This is a genomic window from Pseudomonas sp. B14-6 (assembly GCF_013260315.1).
Classification (GTDB): domain Bacteria; phylum Pseudomonadota; class Gammaproteobacteria; order Pseudomonadales; family Pseudomonadaceae; genus Aquipseudomonas; species Aquipseudomonas mandelii.
Genome location: NZ_CP053929.1, coordinates 6,388,835 through 6,403,559, shown reverse-complemented (window position 1 = coordinate 6,403,559; position 14,725 = coordinate 6,388,835). Strand labels below are relative to the sequence as shown.

15 protein-coding genes and 1 pseudogene are annotated in these 14,725 nt (G+C 60.0%); all 16 read right to left on the bottom strand.

The annotated features are described in order from the left end of the window. Positions 1–25 precede the first annotated feature (25 nt). Positions 26–1,024 carry an ADP-ribosylglycohydrolase family protein gene (locus HP062_RS29240; protein ID WP_172792428.1) on the bottom strand — a complete coding sequence of 333 codons (999 nt, stop codon included), beginning with the start codon at positions 1,022–1,024 and terminating at the stop codon, positions 26–28. After that, entirely contained in the window at positions 1,021–1,734 is a 714-nt protein-coding gene (locus HP062_RS29235) for a GntR family transcriptional regulator (RefSeq protein ID WP_042932288.1), read from the bottom strand. Before HP062_RS29235 ends, HP062_RS29240 begins: the two co-directional genes overlap by 4 nt. Before the next feature lie 194 nt (positions 1,735–1,928). Next, complete coding sequence (araH, locus tag HP062_RS29230; RefSeq protein ID WP_010461824.1) at positions 1,929–2,897, bottom strand: L-arabinose ABC transporter permease AraH; 969 nt, start codon at positions 2,895–2,897, stop codon at positions 1,929–1,931. 9 nt (positions 2,898–2,906) lie between these two features. After that, the gene (gene araG / locus HP062_RS29225; RefSeq protein ID WP_010461826.1) at positions 2,907–4,451 is read right to left on the bottom strand and encodes an L-arabinose ABC transporter ATP-binding protein AraG; all 1,545 of its coding nucleotides are present in this window, start codon (positions 4,449–4,451) and stop codon (positions 2,907–2,909) included. A 66-nt stretch (positions 4,452–4,517) separates the two neighbouring features. Then, entirely contained in the window at positions 4,518–5,522 is a 1,005-nt protein-coding gene (locus HP062_RS29220) for a substrate-binding domain-containing protein (protein WP_010461828.1), read from the bottom strand. Between the two features lie 114 nt (positions 5,523–5,636). Beyond that, positions 5,637–6,455 carry an SDR family oxidoreductase gene (locus HP062_RS29215; RefSeq protein WP_102594682.1) on the bottom strand — a complete coding sequence of 273 codons (819 nt, stop codon included), beginning with the start codon at positions 6,453–6,455 and terminating at the stop codon, positions 5,637–5,639. A 197-nt stretch (positions 6,456–6,652) separates the two neighbouring features. Continuing rightward, positions 6,653–7,528: an SMP-30/gluconolactonase/LRE family protein gene (locus HP062_RS29210; protein WP_172792427.1), complete on the bottom strand. Its 876-nt coding sequence runs from the start codon at positions 7,526–7,528 to the stop codon at positions 6,653–6,655. A 37-nt stretch (positions 7,529–7,565) separates the two neighbouring features. Then, positions 7,566–8,282, bottom strand: coding sequence for a FadR/GntR family transcriptional regulator (locus tag HP062_RS29205; protein WP_010461836.1), 717 nt, complete (start codon positions 8,280–8,282; stop codon positions 7,566–7,568). 206 nt (positions 8,283–8,488) lie between these two features. Beyond that, entirely contained in the window at positions 8,489–9,049 is a 561-nt protein-coding gene (locus tag HP062_RS29200; protein ID WP_154503787.1) for a DUF1285 domain-containing protein, read from the bottom strand. A gap of 15 nt (positions 9,050–9,064) precedes the next feature. Continuing rightward, a complete protein-coding gene (locus HP062_RS29195; protein ID WP_010461840.1) occupies positions 9,065–9,670 on the bottom strand; it encodes a DUF4823 domain-containing protein in 606 nt (201 codons plus the stop codon). Between the two features lie 138 nt (positions 9,671–9,808). After that, a pseudogene (locus tag HP062_RS29190) lies at positions 9,809–10,776 on the bottom strand (GTP 3',8-cyclase MoaA). Positions 10,777–10,914: 138 nt separating this feature from the next. Then, positions 10,915–11,553 (bottom strand): TetR/AcrR family transcriptional regulator, encoded by a 639-nt coding sequence (locus HP062_RS29185; RefSeq protein WP_008152317.1) that lies wholly within the window; start codon positions 11,551–11,553, stop codon positions 10,915–10,917. A 342-nt stretch (positions 11,554–11,895) separates the two neighbouring features. After that, positions 11,896–12,681 carry a TatD family hydrolase gene (locus HP062_RS29180; RefSeq protein ID WP_077747993.1) on the bottom strand — a complete coding sequence of 262 codons (786 nt, stop codon included), beginning with the start codon at positions 12,679–12,681 and terminating at the stop codon, positions 11,896–11,898. Between the two features lie 14 nt (positions 12,682–12,695). Further along, on the bottom strand, positions 12,696–13,052 hold the full coding sequence (locus HP062_RS29175) for a PilZ domain-containing protein (protein ID WP_077747994.1): 357 nt from the start codon (positions 13,050–13,052) through the stop codon (positions 12,696–12,698). 42 nt (positions 13,053–13,094) lie between these two features. Next, a complete protein-coding gene (locus HP062_RS29170) occupies positions 13,095–14,081 on the bottom strand; it encodes a DNA polymerase III subunit delta' (RefSeq protein ID WP_102594305.1) in 987 nt (328 codons plus the stop codon). Beyond that, positions 14,074–14,706, bottom strand: coding sequence for a dTMP kinase (tmk, locus tag HP062_RS29165; RefSeq protein WP_010461848.1), 633 nt, complete (start codon positions 14,704–14,706; stop codon positions 14,074–14,076). The genes HP062_RS29170 and tmk overlap by 8 nt, the downstream gene beginning before the upstream one ends. Positions 14,707–14,725: the final 19 nt, after the last annotated feature.

The following is a 14,725-nucleotide window of genomic DNA, read 5'->3' as shown; positions in this document are numbered from 1 at the left end:
CCTGCTCGCGAAGAGGCCAGGTCAGTCAGCGCAAGGCCAGAAGCCCTTTTACCAAAGGTTCCAGCTCCAGATCATTAACGGCTTTGACCTGTTCGATCATCGCCGCCGGCCAACTCCCAAGCCCCAGGCAGGCCCCGAGCATCGCGCCCAGTATCGCCGCGATGGTATCGGTGTCACCGCCCAGGCTCGCGGCCATGCACAGCGCTTCGAAGGCGTTCATTTCACCAACGGCCACTTGTTGCGCCAGGGCAAACGAGACCACGACCGATTCCTGCGAAGCCACCGACGTGCCGATCACGTCGTACAGCAAATCCGCCAGCAACGCTTTGTCACTGTCGACGCTGATGGTCCGTGCCCAGCTGATGCGCGAGGCAATCCGTCCGCCCGCCACCCAGTGGCCATGACTTTCGGCTTGTTGGGCGATCTGCTGACCGAGGTTCAACGCCTCGCCCAGGTCCATGCCGTTGATGCCGGCCGAAACCACTGCCGCCACCGCCGCCGCACTGGAAATTCCCAGCGTGGTGTTGTGGGTGACCTGGCAGGCCTGCACGACGGCGCTTATAAAACGTTCAGGCTGGGCGACATCCGCGGCGATACCGACCGGCGTGATGCGCATCGCCGCGCCGTTGGTGGTGCCGTAGCGCCCCGCTTCTTCCGGCGAGTGGCCGGCGAGGATCATTTCGATTGCGCGCTTGGTCGAAGGGCCGAGTAAGTCTTGCGAACCCTTGGCCTGCATCCCGGCCTCCCATTCGATCAGCCGCTGAGCGAGCACGGCCGGTTCGATCCGGCCCTCACCGGCCACCAACAATTGACCGACCAGAATCGCCTGTTCGGTGTCGTCGGTGATCGAGCCCTTGGGCATGTTGGCGGCAATCGGCTGATCAGGACCGGCGTCTTGCAGATCGGTGATCGCACCGAAGCGCGCCGTGATCTCGGCGCGGCTCAGGGATTGCGTCGGCATGCCCAGCGCATCGCCCAGGGCCAGTCCGTAGAACGCGCCGAGCGCACGGTCGAGCGCGGTCATTTCGACTCTCCAAACTGCAGGTGCAGACGAAAATGCACCGGGTCGAGCAGGCTTTCGACCTGTTCCATGAAACGGTTTTGCCGGTCGTAGGTGGTGCGCAAGGCTTTGAGGAAGACGGTGCCCACCGGACGACCGAGCAACGCGGCGTCTTCGGCGTTCAAGGGCTCAGCGCCGATCCACTGATCGCCGCGTTCGCCGATGTAGCCGTAGGCGGCCAGGGTGATGGTCAGGGAATTGTCGATCAGGCCGACCCGCGGCAGGCTTTCCAGGCCTCCGGTGGCGGGCATCAATGAGCGTTCGAGGGACACCAGCTTGCCATCGGTGGAGCGACGGCGCCGGTCGAGGGTGATGAATTGGTCGGTGCCGAAGCGCGGCAGCAAATCAGGCCGCGTGACGGCCTCCAGCCGCAGCACTTCGGTATTGATCAGCGCCCCGCTGTCGGCGAGCGCTTGCGCCCAGCCGCTGCGTTGATCGAGCACCACACCGTCGAAGGTGACGATGGAGCCGACGCCGCTTTGGGTCGCGATGTAGTTGCGTCGTTTCAACTCGGCAAGGGCCTCACGCAGCGTGCCGCGGCTGACTTTGAATTCTTGAGCCAATTGATGCTCGCCCGGCAACAGAAAGCCGTCCTCCATGAGGCCGCTTTCAATCCGCCGGATGAGTTCGTCGACCACCCGTTGTTTCTTGTCAAATCGTACCTGTCTAATCATGTACAAAGTGATAACCGAAACGCGATGGTGCGGGCAAGGACTATTTAAGGGAGGTGACGGAAGGAGTAATCACTGTGGCGAGGGAGCTTGCTCCCGCTCGAGTGCGCAGCACTCGCAAAATCCTGAATCAAAACAGTGATTTTGGGGCCGCTGCGCAGCCCAGCGGGAGCAAGCTCCCTCGCCACAAAGCGAAGTTAACGTTGTTTGAGACGATCAATCACGACGGCCAACAGCAAGATCGAACCGCGAATCACGTATTGATAGAACGTGTCGATGTTCTTCAGGTTCATCGCATTCTCAATGATCGCCAGAATCAACACCCCGGCAATCACATGCCGGATCATGCCGATCCCGCCGCTCAACGACACCCCGCCCAGCACGCACGCCGAGATCACCGTCAACTCAAACCCTTGGCCAATCATCGGCTGCCCGGAGGTCATGCGCGACGCCAGAATCACCCCGGCCAACGCACCAATCACACCGTGCACGGCAAAGATGATGATCTTGGTCCGGTCAACGTTCACCCCGGCCAGCAACGCCGCTTCCTGGTTGCCGCCGATGGCCATGGTGTTGCGCCCGTAGGTGGTGTAATTCAGCAGCCAGCCGAAAAACAGGAAGCACACGATGGTGATCAGGATCGGCACCGGCACGCCAAACAACTGGCCGTTACCGAAAACGAAGAACGACTCCTGCGACACGCCGACCGCTTTGCCATTGGCAAAAATGTAAGCCAGGCCACGAACGATCTGCATGGTCGCCAGGGTGGTGATCAACGCGTTGACACGCAGCTTGGCGATGACGATGCCGTTGATCAGCCCGACAATCAGCCCCATCACCAGCGCCGCACTCACGCCGAGAAACACGCTATCGGTGTCGCGCATCACCACCGCCGCGACCACGCCAGCACAGGCAATCACCGAGCCCACCGACAAATCGAAATGCCCGGACGCCAGGCAATACAACATGGTGCAGGCCGCGATGCCCGTTGTCGAAATCGCCAGGCCCAGGCCGCGCATGTTCAGCGGCGACAGGAAGTTGTCGATCAGCAGCGTGCACAACACGAAGATCCCGACCGCCGCCAGCAGCATCACCCAGTCGTCGAGAAAGCGCCGCAGGTCCAGAGGTTTGCGTGCAGTGGGCAGAGCGTTGTTTTGGATGGTCATAGTCACCTCTCAGTTCGCCACGCCGTCAGCACGTTGGCGCGGCAAAGCCAGTTGCAGCAGGTTGGATTCATTGGCCTCTGCGCGAGACAACTCGCCGCGCATCGCGCCTTCGCAAAGCACCAGGATGCGGTCGGAAATACCCATCACTTCCATCAGGTCGCTGGACACCACGATCACCGCGATGCCGTTGGCAGCCAGGTTATGGATGATCTGGTAGATCTCGGCTTTCGCGCCGATATCGATGCCGCGCGTCGGTTCATCGAGCAACAGGACTTTCATCGGCATCGACAGCCAGCGGCCGAGAATGGCCTTCTGCTGATTGCCGCCGGACAGGTACATGATTTTCTGCTCGGCGCTCGGCGTCTTCACTTTAAGCGCCTTGATCTGCTTGTCGGCGTTGCCCTTTTCCCACAAGCCGCGCAACAGGCAACCGAACGTGGAATGGGCGCCTCGCGCACTGATGTTGATGTTCTCGGCGACGCTGGCGAGCGGCAGGATGCCCTCCTTCTTGCGATCTTCGGGACACAGCAGAATCCCGGCCGCGATGGCATCACGGGGGGAACGCAGTTTCACCTCATGACCACGAAGCTCCAGGCGTCCGGCGGTGTTGCGCGTCAGCCCGCTGAGTATCCGGAACAGCTCGGTACGCCCCGCGCCCACCAGGCCGAACAGCCCGAGAATCTCGCCCTTGTGCACCTCGAAACTCACCGGTTCGCGCAGTCCCGGCCCGAGCAAACCGTCAACCTTGAGCGCCACAGCGCCCCGCTGGCGGCTGCGGTAATCGTAGATATCCTGAATGTCGCGCCCGACCATGCACGTCACCAACTGGTCGTGGGTCAGTTCGCTCATGTCCTCGAACGTGCGCACGTAGCGGCCGTCCTTGAACACCGTCACCGCGTTGCAGATGCGGAACACTTCTTCCATGCGATGGGACACGTAAAGCACCACTTTGCCTTCGTCGCGCAGACGCCCGATGATCGCCATCAAGCGATCGATTTCCCGCGCCGACAGGCTGCTGGTGGGTTCGTCGAAGGCAATCACATGCGCGCCACGGGACAACGCCTTCGCAATCTCCACCAGCTGTCGCTGACCGAGGGACAGGCGCCCGACTTTCTCTTGCGGGTCGATTTCATCAGCCAGGCCTTTGAGGCAGGCCAACGCTTGCTGGCGCAGCGCGCCTCGATTGATCAGGCCGAAACTGGCCGGCAGATGACCGAGGAACAGGTTCTCCGCCACGGTCATTTCCGGGACCAGATGCAGCTCTTGATGGATCACCGCCACCCGGCTGGCGATGCTGTCGGCGGTGGACTTGAAGACCATCGTCTGCTCGCCGATCTGCAGGTCGCCGCTGCTCGGCGTGTAAGCACCGCCGAGGATTTTCAGCAGGGTCGATTTGCCGGCGCCGTTCTCGCCCATCAAGGCATGAACCTGCCCCGGATGAGCGACGAAACTGATGCCATCCAACGCCTTCACCCCGGGAAACGTCTTGCCGATCCCGTTGAAGCGCAGGCTGCCGCCGACGCTGTGCTCATGTGTCTGTACTTGCGCGTGCATAAAACCACCTCATCACACAGATCAGGCGGCCCCGTCGCCAGGGCCGCCGATGAAATCAACCAGCCCTCAGTTCCACAGGCCGATCTTTTCCAGTTCCTGCTTGAAGTTCTCGCGAGTGATCAGCGTCACGTCGTCCATCGCGGTGTACTTCGGTGGTTCTTTGCCGGTGGTGACCCACTCGAACATCATGCTCGCGGTGTTGTAGCCCTCGATGTGCGGGCTTGGCAGCATCGAACCGAAGAAACCGCTGTTGGCTTTCTTCAGCTCGCCGATAGCATCGGTGCCGTTGATGCCGATGCCGATCACGTTGGCAGCAGCGAAACCGGCGCTTTCGGTGGCGCGCACGCCGCCCAGTACGGTGTTGTCGTTCATGCCGCCGATGATCAGGTTTTTCGCCGCGCCCGGCAGTTTCACCAGGGCCGAGTTGGTGGCGTCCATGCTGCCCGGTACGTCGAGGGTTTTCAGCGCCGAGAACAGGATGTGGTCTTTCGGCATCCCGGCGTCTTCCAGGGCTTTGACCGAACCGTCGGTGCGCTTCTTGCCGGTGTCGAGTTCATTGAAGGTGTTGATCACCGCATAGGTTTCTTTCCAGTCCCAGCCGCGTTTTTTCGCTTCGGTGGCCATTGCCGCGCCCTGCTTCTGGCCGACTTCGAATGCGGCCATGCCGAGGTAAGGAACGTCTTCCATGAACTTGCCATTGGCATCGACGAAACGGTCATCGACAGCGATGACTTTCATACCATTGAGCTTGGCCTTGGCCATGATGGCCGGACCAAGGGAGACGTCCGGCGGGCAGATCACGAAGCCCTTGGCACCATTGGCTGCGAGGCTGTCGATGGCCGAGAGGGTTTTCTCGCCGTCAGGCACGGCGATCTTGATGACAGTGAAGCCCTTGTCTTTCCCGGCCTTTTCGGCGAATGCCCATTCGGTCTGGAACCAGGGCTCTTCCGCCTGCTTGACCAGGAAGCCGATTTTCACTTCCTCGGCCGCCAGCAGCGTGCTGCTCAAGCTGACCGCAGTGACCGCCAAAGCGGCACAGCACAGGGAACGGATCCCACGACGACGATTCATAGCTGACTCCTTGTTATTTTTTTTGAGCGTTATTTTGAAAGCCGGTACTGCAAATAGTCATATCGTATGATGATTGGATTTCAGACGGAACTCCGCGTCTGAAAGCCGTTTTGCTCAGTCGTGATACATGACCGAGCGTCCACCATCGATGGTGATGCATGAAGCATTGATGAACGGTGCTTCATCGCTGGCCAGGAAGACGGCCGTCATGGCCACTTCCATCGGTTGCCCGATACGACGCGGCGGATGCAGGTCGAATGCCCTCTGACGTTCGGCCTGGGGGTCGGCAAAACCGTTCCAGTAATCGACGTTCAATTGGGTTTCGATGTAGCCCGGCGCGATCGCATTCACGCGAATGCCCTTTGGCGCGTATTCGATGCCCAGCGCGCGGGTCAGCCCGAGCAAGCCGTGCTTGGCCACCGGGTACGGAAAGCAGCCCGGGATGATGTGGGTGGAATGGGTCGAAGCGATGTTGATGATGCTGCCGATGCCCTGCTCGATCATTTGCGGCAGCACGGCTTTGCAGCCATACCACGCGCCGTCGAGGTCGATGGCGAAGCAGCGATGCCAGTCTTCTTCGGTCATTTCCAGTGGATCGCGGAATACGTTGACCCCTGCGCAGTTGACCAATACGTCGATCCGGCCGTGACGCTCGACGGCCAACCTGGCCATCGCGTGCAGATCTTGCTGCCGGGAGACGTCGGCCTTGATGGCCTGGACATCGAAGCCTTTGTCCCGCCAGTGCGCCGCGACTTTCTCGACTTTTTCGGCCTGAATATCACTGATGATCAGTTTGGCCTGCTGCGACGCGAACGTGGCGACGATGGCCTCGCCGATGCCCTGCGCAGCGCCGGTCAGCAGCACGACCTTGTTTTTCAGGCGCTCGCCTTTGGGCGGTTCGGGCACGGCTGGCAAGGAAAGAGGCTCAGCCATGGATCAAGCCCCCTTTTTTCAGGGACGACAAAAGCCGGGCATCCGTCGATGTCCGGTCAAAAGTCCTTTTGGAAAATCGCTGCATCACTTCACCTGTTTTGTTTTTTTAAGTGTGAGTGCGTGTAACTGATGGCCGACTATAAACCCGACCACCAAATAATCTCAATATATAATTTTACATCCCATATTTTGGGATTTTATCCAGCAAAGCGCGTGCAGGGTTTTCCGGGTACATCGACGCGAATCGACAGCAGCGCGCCGTCCAACGGGTGGTTGAGCGGACTCGCGGCGCTTGTGACGTAAAGGGTTTTCAAGTCTTCGCCGCCGAACACGCAACTGGTGGGGCGGCTGACCGGCAATTCGATCACGCGGTCGACATAGCCATCCGGGGTTAGCCTGATCAGGCAGCTACCGTCCCAGCGGGCGTTCCAGATGAAACCCTCGGCATCCATCGCCGAGCCATCGGGGCCGCCCCGAGCGTGGGGACCGAACCAGACATACGCGGTGTCCAGGTTGCCATCGGTGTGGACGAAATGGCGGTACAAGGTTTTGTCCATGCTGTCGGCGAAAAACAGCGTGGTCTCGTCCTCGCTCCACAGCAACGTGTTGGGAATGCCCAGCCCGCGAAGCAGCGGCGTGACCCGGGCGTCGCGGTCGATGCGAAACAGGCCGCCGGAGCGACGCACAATGGGCAGGTCTTCGCCATTTTCACCGATGTTGTTCTGCATGGTGCCAAGCCAGAGCCGACCCTGTGCATCGCAGCGGGCTTCGTTGGCGCGGTTGCCGGGTTGCGGGTCGGCGACGCAGAGCAAGGTCAGGCGCGGCTCAAGCCCCGGCGAATCAAGGTCCAGCCGATAGACGCCGCTGCTCAACGTCACGAGCGCATCGCCGCTTTCACAGGGGATGAACGCGGACACGTGTTCCGGCATTTTCCAGATTTGCACGTTGGCGCCGATCAGCCGCAGGGCTTGCTTGCCGGCGATGTCCACCCAATACAGCGCCTGGGTCGGCACATCCCAGAACGGACCTTCACCGAGTTGTGCACGGTGTCCGGTAACCGCATTCCACGTCATGAAACCTCCTGTTGTTTTTGTATGTGGCGCAAGCCTCTCAGCCGGCTTTTTTGTCGGCCATGACTTTTGGATAAAAGCGTTTGATCGCTAGGTCCGCGTTATCGATCAGGGTCATGCAGGCCCAGACACCCCGCGCGGCATCCCGTGCGGCGATGGCGTCGGCCATGTCTTTGTGAATCGGCAGCGTGCGGCGCAATTCGTCCGGGTCGGCGGCGGACACTTCGAACGACACCGCCAACAACGCGCCAAGGGCCGGGACCATTTGTTCGATGAACTGGTTGTGGCTGGCGGCGAGTATGCACTCGTGGAAGACCTGGTCGGCGCGGTTGTAATCGACGCCGCTGTCCACCGCCCGTTCCAACGCGTTATAGGCCTGCTGGATCGCCTGGACCTGTTCGACCGTCGCGCGCTCACAGGCCCAGCGCACGGCCATCGGTTCGATGGTGCGGCGCAGATCGAGCAAGTCGTCGACGAAGTTTTCCGGCAAGCCGCTGCGCGAAAGCCAACCCACGACTTGCGGGTCGAAGAGGTTCCAGCGTCGCACCGGCAATACCCGTGTACCGACTTTCGGCCCGACTTCGAGCATGCCTTTGGCGACCAGGGTTTTGATGGCTTCGCGGATGACCGTGCGACTGACACCCAACTGCTCACCCAGGTCGGCTTCGACCTTGATGGTTTCACCCGGCTTGACCTGGCCGGCGGCTATCCAGCAACCCAGCCAATCGACGGTCGACGCATGAAAACTGCTGGACATGGACACCTCGATGCAGGAGCGGCACAAAGCCGTTCGCGATGGGGGTCCACGCTAATCATCATACGATTGGGTGTCAATTTGATTTTTTGGATGACTCACACATCCAATGTGGGAGCGAGCCTGCTCGCGATGGCGGCGTAACAGGTAACATCTAGGTTGATGTTATGGCCTCATCGCGAGCAAGCCCGCCCCCACAGTGCTATGCGTTAAGGCTCAAGGCCGATGGGGAAGAATTTTCCGCCGCTCCATACACCCAGCCAACGTTGCCCGTCGATCTCACGGGTCACTGCCAACTCCACCAGTTGGTAAAACACATTGCGATGGATCAGGGCTTCGAGGTTGGTGCGCACATGCACGTAGGGTGCTGGCTCTTGCGTGACCGGGTCGATCACCACGCGAATCGGGTGTTCGGTGCCGGCGTCCGTGGTCTCGTCGACGTTGGTGGTGAAGCGCAGAAGCTGGGCTTCGCCCTCGCCTTCCACGTCCACGGCAATCGCCACAAACGGCGCATCATCGACCTTGATGCCCACTTTCTCGACCGGAGTGATCAGAAAATAGTCATCGCCATCGCGGCGAATGATAGTGGAAAATAATTTGACCATCGGCTTGCGCCCGATCGGCGTCCCCAGGTAATACCAGGTGCCGTCGCGGGCGATGCGCATATCGATGTCGCCACAGAAATCAGGGTTCCACAGGTGGACCGGCGGCAAGCCTTTGGTTTTGGGGATCTGCCCCAACAAGTCGTTGGCTTTTTGCGGGCCACTCATGGCGTTCTCCTTGGATTACTGGTCGCTGAGACCAATCAGGCTGCGCGCGTATTGCTCAAGCGGCGGGCCGATGAGGTCTTGTGGCTTGTTATCGTGGAACGTCAGTAAACCGCCACGACTCTTGATACGTGCAGTATCAATCAAATACTGGGTGCTGGTCTCGATCAACATGATCTGAATCACGCCGCTGTCGATGCCCAGGCGATCCACGTATTCCTGATCGAGCCATTCGTCCGAGTTACCGATTCGGTCATCCGCCTTGGCGAACCGTGTGTAAAGCAGGTAATGGGCACCGGCGGCGCGGGCTTCACCCATGGCCTGGTCGAGACCTTCGGGCGCGCGCGCGCGGCGGACCATCGGGAAATATTCGATAAAACCGTTGAAGGCTTCTTCAGCGACCACGTTAGGTCGCGGATAAGCACTGCCCGGCGGCGCGAAGGCACCTTGGGCGATGTAGATGAATGAGTCCGGCTGAATGCGCAGGTTATTCACCCGACGACTGTCGCTGTGATCCAGCAGCCCTGCATCGCTCATGTGGTAGCGAGTTCCTTCAGCCATATCGCTGACATTCATGCAGCCACCAAGCGCCAAAACGGCCAGCAGCAAAACCAGGCTACGCATCCTACCCTCCAGAGGCCGGTGACGGAAAACCGGCGAATGGCCATTGGATGCAGCTTCCGCGCCAGCTCAAGGATGTTGTGGCCTTATAGATAGCAATCGCGAGCAGGCTCGGAGCGGCGTTCGGACAATGAGGCCCGATCAGCCGCCAATAATCTTCATGATGGTCGCCCCCCCGAGAACGCCACTTCCTGCTTGTCCCCCAAGGCTTTCACCAGAAGTCGCTGCAAAGCCGGCAATGCCTGATGGCGCGGCTTGTCGAGCAGATCGCCGACATAGTGGCGATTGCTCGACGATAAACAGCCATGCAGCCAGCCGGTGGACGACAGACGCAGGCGTGAACAAGTCCGGCAGAAGGGAACGCTTTCATTGGCGATCACGCCGAAGTGCCCCAGCCCCGGTATTTGGTAACGCACGGCAGTGGCGTCTACGGGTGCATCGGCCTGCAAATACTCGTAACGCTCGCCAATCAGGCTCAGCAACTGCTGAAGGCTGACGAACTGTTGCAGGAAAGCGTTGTTGTCGCTGGCCAGATGCCCCATGCGCATCAGCTCGATAAAGCGCAATTCATAGCCACGCTCCAGGCAGTAATCGAGCAGCGGCATCACTTGATCAAGGTTCTGGCCGCGCAGGGGCACCATGTTGACCTTGATTTTAAGGCCGGCGGCCTTTGCCTGATCCATCCCGTCGAGCACGGTCGCCAGGTCGCCGCCACGGGCAATGCTGCGGAACGCGCTGGCATCCAGGGTATCGAGGGAAACGTTGATGCGACGGATGCCGGCGTCTACCAGCAACGGCAGCTTCTTCGCCAGCAGCTGACCATTGGTAGTCAGGCTGATGTCTTCCAGGCCCATCTTGCCGACGGCCGTCATGAAGGCTTCGAGCTTGGGGCTGACCAGCGGCTCGCCACCGGTGATGCGCAAGCGCTCGATGCCCGCCGCTTCGATCAGGTACGCCACGCCGCGCGCCATGGCGTCGGCCGACAATTCGTCCTGCGCAGCCACCAGCCGCTTGCCGTTGGGCACGCAGTAGGTACACGCGTAATTGCAGGCTGAGGTCAGGCTGATCCGCAGATTGCGGAAACGCCTGCCTTGACGGTCAACGATCATGGAGCACTCCGGCGAAAGGAATTTGAACGCGTAAAACTTGACTCACAAATCAAGTTTTAGCAAGTCCCATGCCTGAGTATATTCCTGAGGTACTGCGCCATATAGAGAAATCATGGCGCAATAAGGCAACTGAATGGTTCAGCTACTCGGAGTGTCGGTATCGCGCTTGCGCTTGTTGCCCATGCGCACGCCGATATCCATCAGGAACTGGAAGAAACCTTCCTGATCTTCCAGCACATTGCTCCAGAACGGCGAGTGATACAGCGCCACGGCACCGTGCACCAGCGCCCAGGACGCGCAGTAATGGAAGTAAGGCGGCACGTCTTCAAGCTTGCCTTCGCTGATCCGGCCCTTGATCAGCAAGGTCAGGCGTTCGAAGTTCGAGGCGCGGATCTTGTGCAGTTCCTCGACCATCTCCGGCACCTGGTTGCCCTTGACCACCTTCTCTTCCAGGCGATCGAACAAGCGATAGCGTTGCGGATCGCGCATGCGGAATTCGAAGTAGGCCCGGGACAGGGCTTCCTTGTCCTTGTCGACATCAGCCGAATGCAACAGCTCGTTCAGATCACGCTCGTAGTCGAGCATCAGGCGCAGATAGATCTCCGCCTTGGATTTGAAATGCTTGTAGATCGTGCCTTTGCCGATACCGACGGCATCAGCAATCATCTCGACGGTGACACTGTCTTCACCTTGGTCGAGGAACAGCTTGAGCGCGGTATCGAGAATTTCTTGCTCGCGGCGACGAAACTCACGGACCTTACGAGGTTCTTTATGCATAAGAAAAGGTCTGTAGGGGTCAAAATTCGAAGCCGCGTATTATGCCTAACTTGCGCCAAAATGCACGGATCATCCGACCATATCTGTGTTTCTTGATGATTTCACACAGGGTCGCCTGTTGATGAGAACACTTCCGAAGCGCCCGTATTCCAAAATTGTTTAAAAACCGGGACCGGTAAACTGGACTCGGCGCAATACTGATCAATACTTGAACTGTCGGCGGGGCATCTCCCCCAAGTGTCGCGTCGATATAGGTACCAACGGACCGCGTGCCTTTGTTTTACTCCTAATGGTCTTAACCCGGATTCACCCCCCAGAACCCGGGTTTTTTTTGCCTGCGATTCAGCCCTTCACATGCGCCAGCGGAAACAGGCGCTTGAAGTTTTCAGTGGTCTGCTCGGCAAATCGCTCGTAAGCCTCACCCCGCAACATTGCCAGAAACTCCGCCACCTCGCGCACGTACTGCGGCAGGTTGGGTTTGCCGCGATAAGGGATCGGAGCCAGGTACGGCGAGTCGGTTTCTACCAGCAATCGATCAGCTGGCACTTTGCTGGCGACGTCACGCAGCGCATCGGCATTGCGAAAAGTGACAATGCCAGACAGGGAAATGTAATAGCCCATGTCCAGCGCAGCCTTGGCCATGTCCCAGTCTTCCGTGAAGCAATGCAACACGCCCGCCTGAGGCAACGCAGCCTCGCGCAGCAAACTCAACGTATCGGCACGGGCGCCACGGGTGTGGATGATCACCGGTTTGCCTGTTTGCTGGGCGGCCTGCAGGTGCAAGCGAAACGATGCCTGCTGCAACTCTGCCGCTTCCGGCTCGTAGTGATAATCCAGGCCGGTTTCACCGATGGCCACGACACGGGGGTGATTGAGCTCACGCAACAACCAATCCAGCGCCGGAGCGGCACCCGGCTGTACATCCAGAGGATGCACGCCCACTGAACAGTCGACGTCGCCATAACGTTCGGCCAGGGCTTTGACATCCGCGGCATTTTCAACGCTGACGCCGATACATAAAAAGTGCCCTACCCCGCGCTGCCGGGCCGCATCAAGCGCGGCATCCAGGGAGCCGTCGTGGGCGGCGAGGTCAAGACGATCGAGGTGACAATGGGAATCTACGAGCATAAAAGGGCTGCAACTTACATCGTATGAGTGGGACGGTCGGACTTCAGGGCTCCGGCCAGATGGGTTTCAATTCGACTGCGCGCGGTGTTGTCGCCGTCGTTGAATTGTACGCCGACCCCGGCAGCCCGATTGCCCTGCGCACCGTTGGGCGTAATCCAGGCAACCTTGCCGGCTACCGGAATCTTATCGACCTCATCCATCAGGTTCAGCAGCATGAACACCTCGTCGCCCAACTTGTAGCTCTTGTTGGTCGGGATAAACAGGCCACCGTTCTTGATGAACGGCATGTAGGCCGCGTAAAGCACGGACTTGTCCTTGATGGTCAGGGACAAAATGCCGTTGCGCGGCCCCGGATTGACGGCTTCATTCATGCTGACCTCCATTGCTGATGATCAGAGTCTAGGCACAGACGATCACTTCTGGGTAGGCAAGGATGCCCATTGCACCAGCAGTGCCTCCAGCAACAAGGCCGGATTGAGGTTAGCTTTGCTCATGACCTTCTGACGCTGGGCGAGAATCCAGTCCTGGATATTCAAGACTTTATCCTGAGCGGTTTTCTGCGCCAGGTATTGAATGACCTTGCGCATGTCCGCCAACCCCAGCCCCTGCTCATCCTGGGTCAATTGATAGCGCAGGATCAGACTCGACCAGTCGCAGAACCAGTCGAACAACAGCAACTGCGGGACGGTTTTCCATTCTTCGGCCAATTGGGTCGGCGATTGCTGCTGCTTGAGCAGCTTCTTCACGCCTTCGACCACCAGAGCTCGCTGTTCGCGCACGCCTTGGGCCTGCAACTTGACCGCCGCCAGCGGGGAGCCGGCCGCCAGGGTCAGCAGTTCGATACGCTCTTCTTCCGAGCTGTCCGGCAGGGCCTTGGCCAGCCAGGCAAGACTCATCGCTTCGCTCGGCAGCGGACAAGCCTGCTGTACGCAGCGGCTCTTGATGGTCGGCAGCAGACGACTGGTCTGGTGGCTGACCAACAGCAAAACGGTGTCGCCGGACGGTTCCTCAAGACTTTTGAGCAAGGCGTTCGCGGCGTTGATGTTCATCGACTCGACCGGCTCGATCAACACCACCTTGCGCCCGCCCATTTGGGCGGTCTGGACCACGAAACTGACCAGATCGCGCACCTGATCGACCTTGATCGCCTTGTCGGCCTCTTCGGGTTCCAGGATATAGTTGTCGGGGTGGCTGCCGGCCTTGAGCAGCAGGCAGGACTTGCATTCACCGCAGGCATCCTGCGCGGTCGGACGCTGGCACAGCAAACTGGCCATCAACCGTTCCGCCAGCGCCCGCTTGCCGATCCCGGCCGGGCCATGCAGCAGATAGGCGTGCGCATGTTGCTTGCGGCCGGCCAACTGCTGCCAGAGGCTGTCCTGCCACGGATAGGCTTCAGCCACGGGCCAACTCCAGCAGGCGTGGCAGCAAGGCGTCCAGCGACTGCTGAACCTGTGCCAGCGGCTGAGCGGCATCGACCCGCACATAACGCGCCGGGTCAGCTTCAGCGCGCTTGAGGAACGCACTGCGCACGGCATCAAAAAAGGTTCGGCCTTCGAGTTCAAAACGATCCAGGCGACCGCGAGCGCTGGCGCGGGCCAGACCCACTTCCACCGGCAGATCGAAGATCAGCGTCAGATCCGGGCGCAAATCGCCCTGCACAAAGGTTTCGAGGGCCGCGATACGCTCCAGCGACAGACCACGACCGCCGCCCTGATAGGCGTAGGTCGAATCGGTAAAGCGATCACACAAGACCACCGCGCCGCGGGCCAGCGCCGGGCGAATCACCTCGGCCAGATGCTGGGCGCGCGCGGCGAACACCAGCAGCAGCTCGGTGTCAGGGTTCATGACTTCATCAACCGGCGCCAACAGCACCTCGCGGATCCGCTCGGCCAAGGGCGTACCACCCGGCTCGCGGGTCAACACCACCTCGATACCGGCGGCGCGCAGGCGCTCGGCCAGGTATTCGCGGTTGGTGCTCTTGCCGGCGCCTTCCGGGCCTTCCAGGGTAATAAACAAGCCAGTCACGGGCAGTCCTTAATCAGAG

What these genes read in the sequence shown, in the direction of transcription:
- HP062_RS29240 (WP_172792428.1), bottom strand. Translation starts at nt 1,024, where the DNA reads ATGACCGCGCTCGACCGTGCGCTCGGCGCGTTCTACGGACTGGCCCTG.
- HP062_RS29235 (WP_042932288.1), bottom strand. Translation starts at nt 1,734, where the DNA reads ATGATTAGACAGGTACGATTTGACAAGAAACAACGGGTGGTCGACGAA.
- araH (WP_010461824.1), bottom strand. Translation starts at nt 2,897, where the DNA reads ATGACCATCCAAAACAACGCTCTGCCCACTGCACGCAAACCTCTGGAC.
- araG (WP_010461826.1), bottom strand. Translation starts at nt 4,451, where the DNA reads ATGCACGCGCAAGTACAGACACATGAGCACAGCGTCGGCGGCAGCCTG.
- HP062_RS29220 (WP_010461828.1), bottom strand. Translation starts at nt 5,522, where the DNA reads ATGAATCGTCGTCGTGGGATCCGTTCCCTGTGCTGTGCCGCTTTGGCG.
- HP062_RS29215 (WP_102594682.1), bottom strand. Translation starts at nt 6,455, where the DNA reads ATGGCTGAGCCTCTTTCCTTGCCAGCCGTGCCCGAACCGCCCAAAGGC.
- HP062_RS29210 (WP_172792427.1), bottom strand. Translation starts at nt 7,528, where the DNA reads ATGACGTGGAATGCGGTTACCGGACACCGTGCACAACTCGGTGAAGGT.
- HP062_RS29205 (WP_010461836.1), bottom strand. Translation starts at nt 8,282, where the DNA reads ATGTCCAGCAGTTTTCATGCGTCGACCGTCGATTGGCTGGGTTGCTGG.
- HP062_RS29200 (WP_154503787.1), bottom strand. Translation starts at nt 9,049, where the DNA reads ATGAGTGGCCCGCAAAAAGCCAACGACTTGTTGGGGCAGATCCCCAAA.
- HP062_RS29195 (WP_010461840.1), bottom strand. Translation starts at nt 9,670, where the DNA reads ATGCGTAGCCTGGTTTTGCTGCTGGCCGTTTTGGCGCTTGGTGGCTGC.
- HP062_RS29185 (WP_008152317.1), bottom strand. Translation starts at nt 11,553, where the DNA reads ATGCATAAAGAACCTCGTAAGGTCCGTGAGTTTCGTCGCCGCGAGCAA.
- HP062_RS29180 (WP_077747993.1), bottom strand. Translation starts at nt 12,681, where the DNA reads ATGCTCGTAGATTCCCATTGTCACCTCGATCGTCTTGACCTCGCCGCC.
- HP062_RS29175 (WP_077747994.1), bottom strand. Translation starts at nt 13,052, where the DNA reads ATGAATGAAGCCGTCAATCCGGGGCCGCGCAACGGCATTTTGTCCCTG.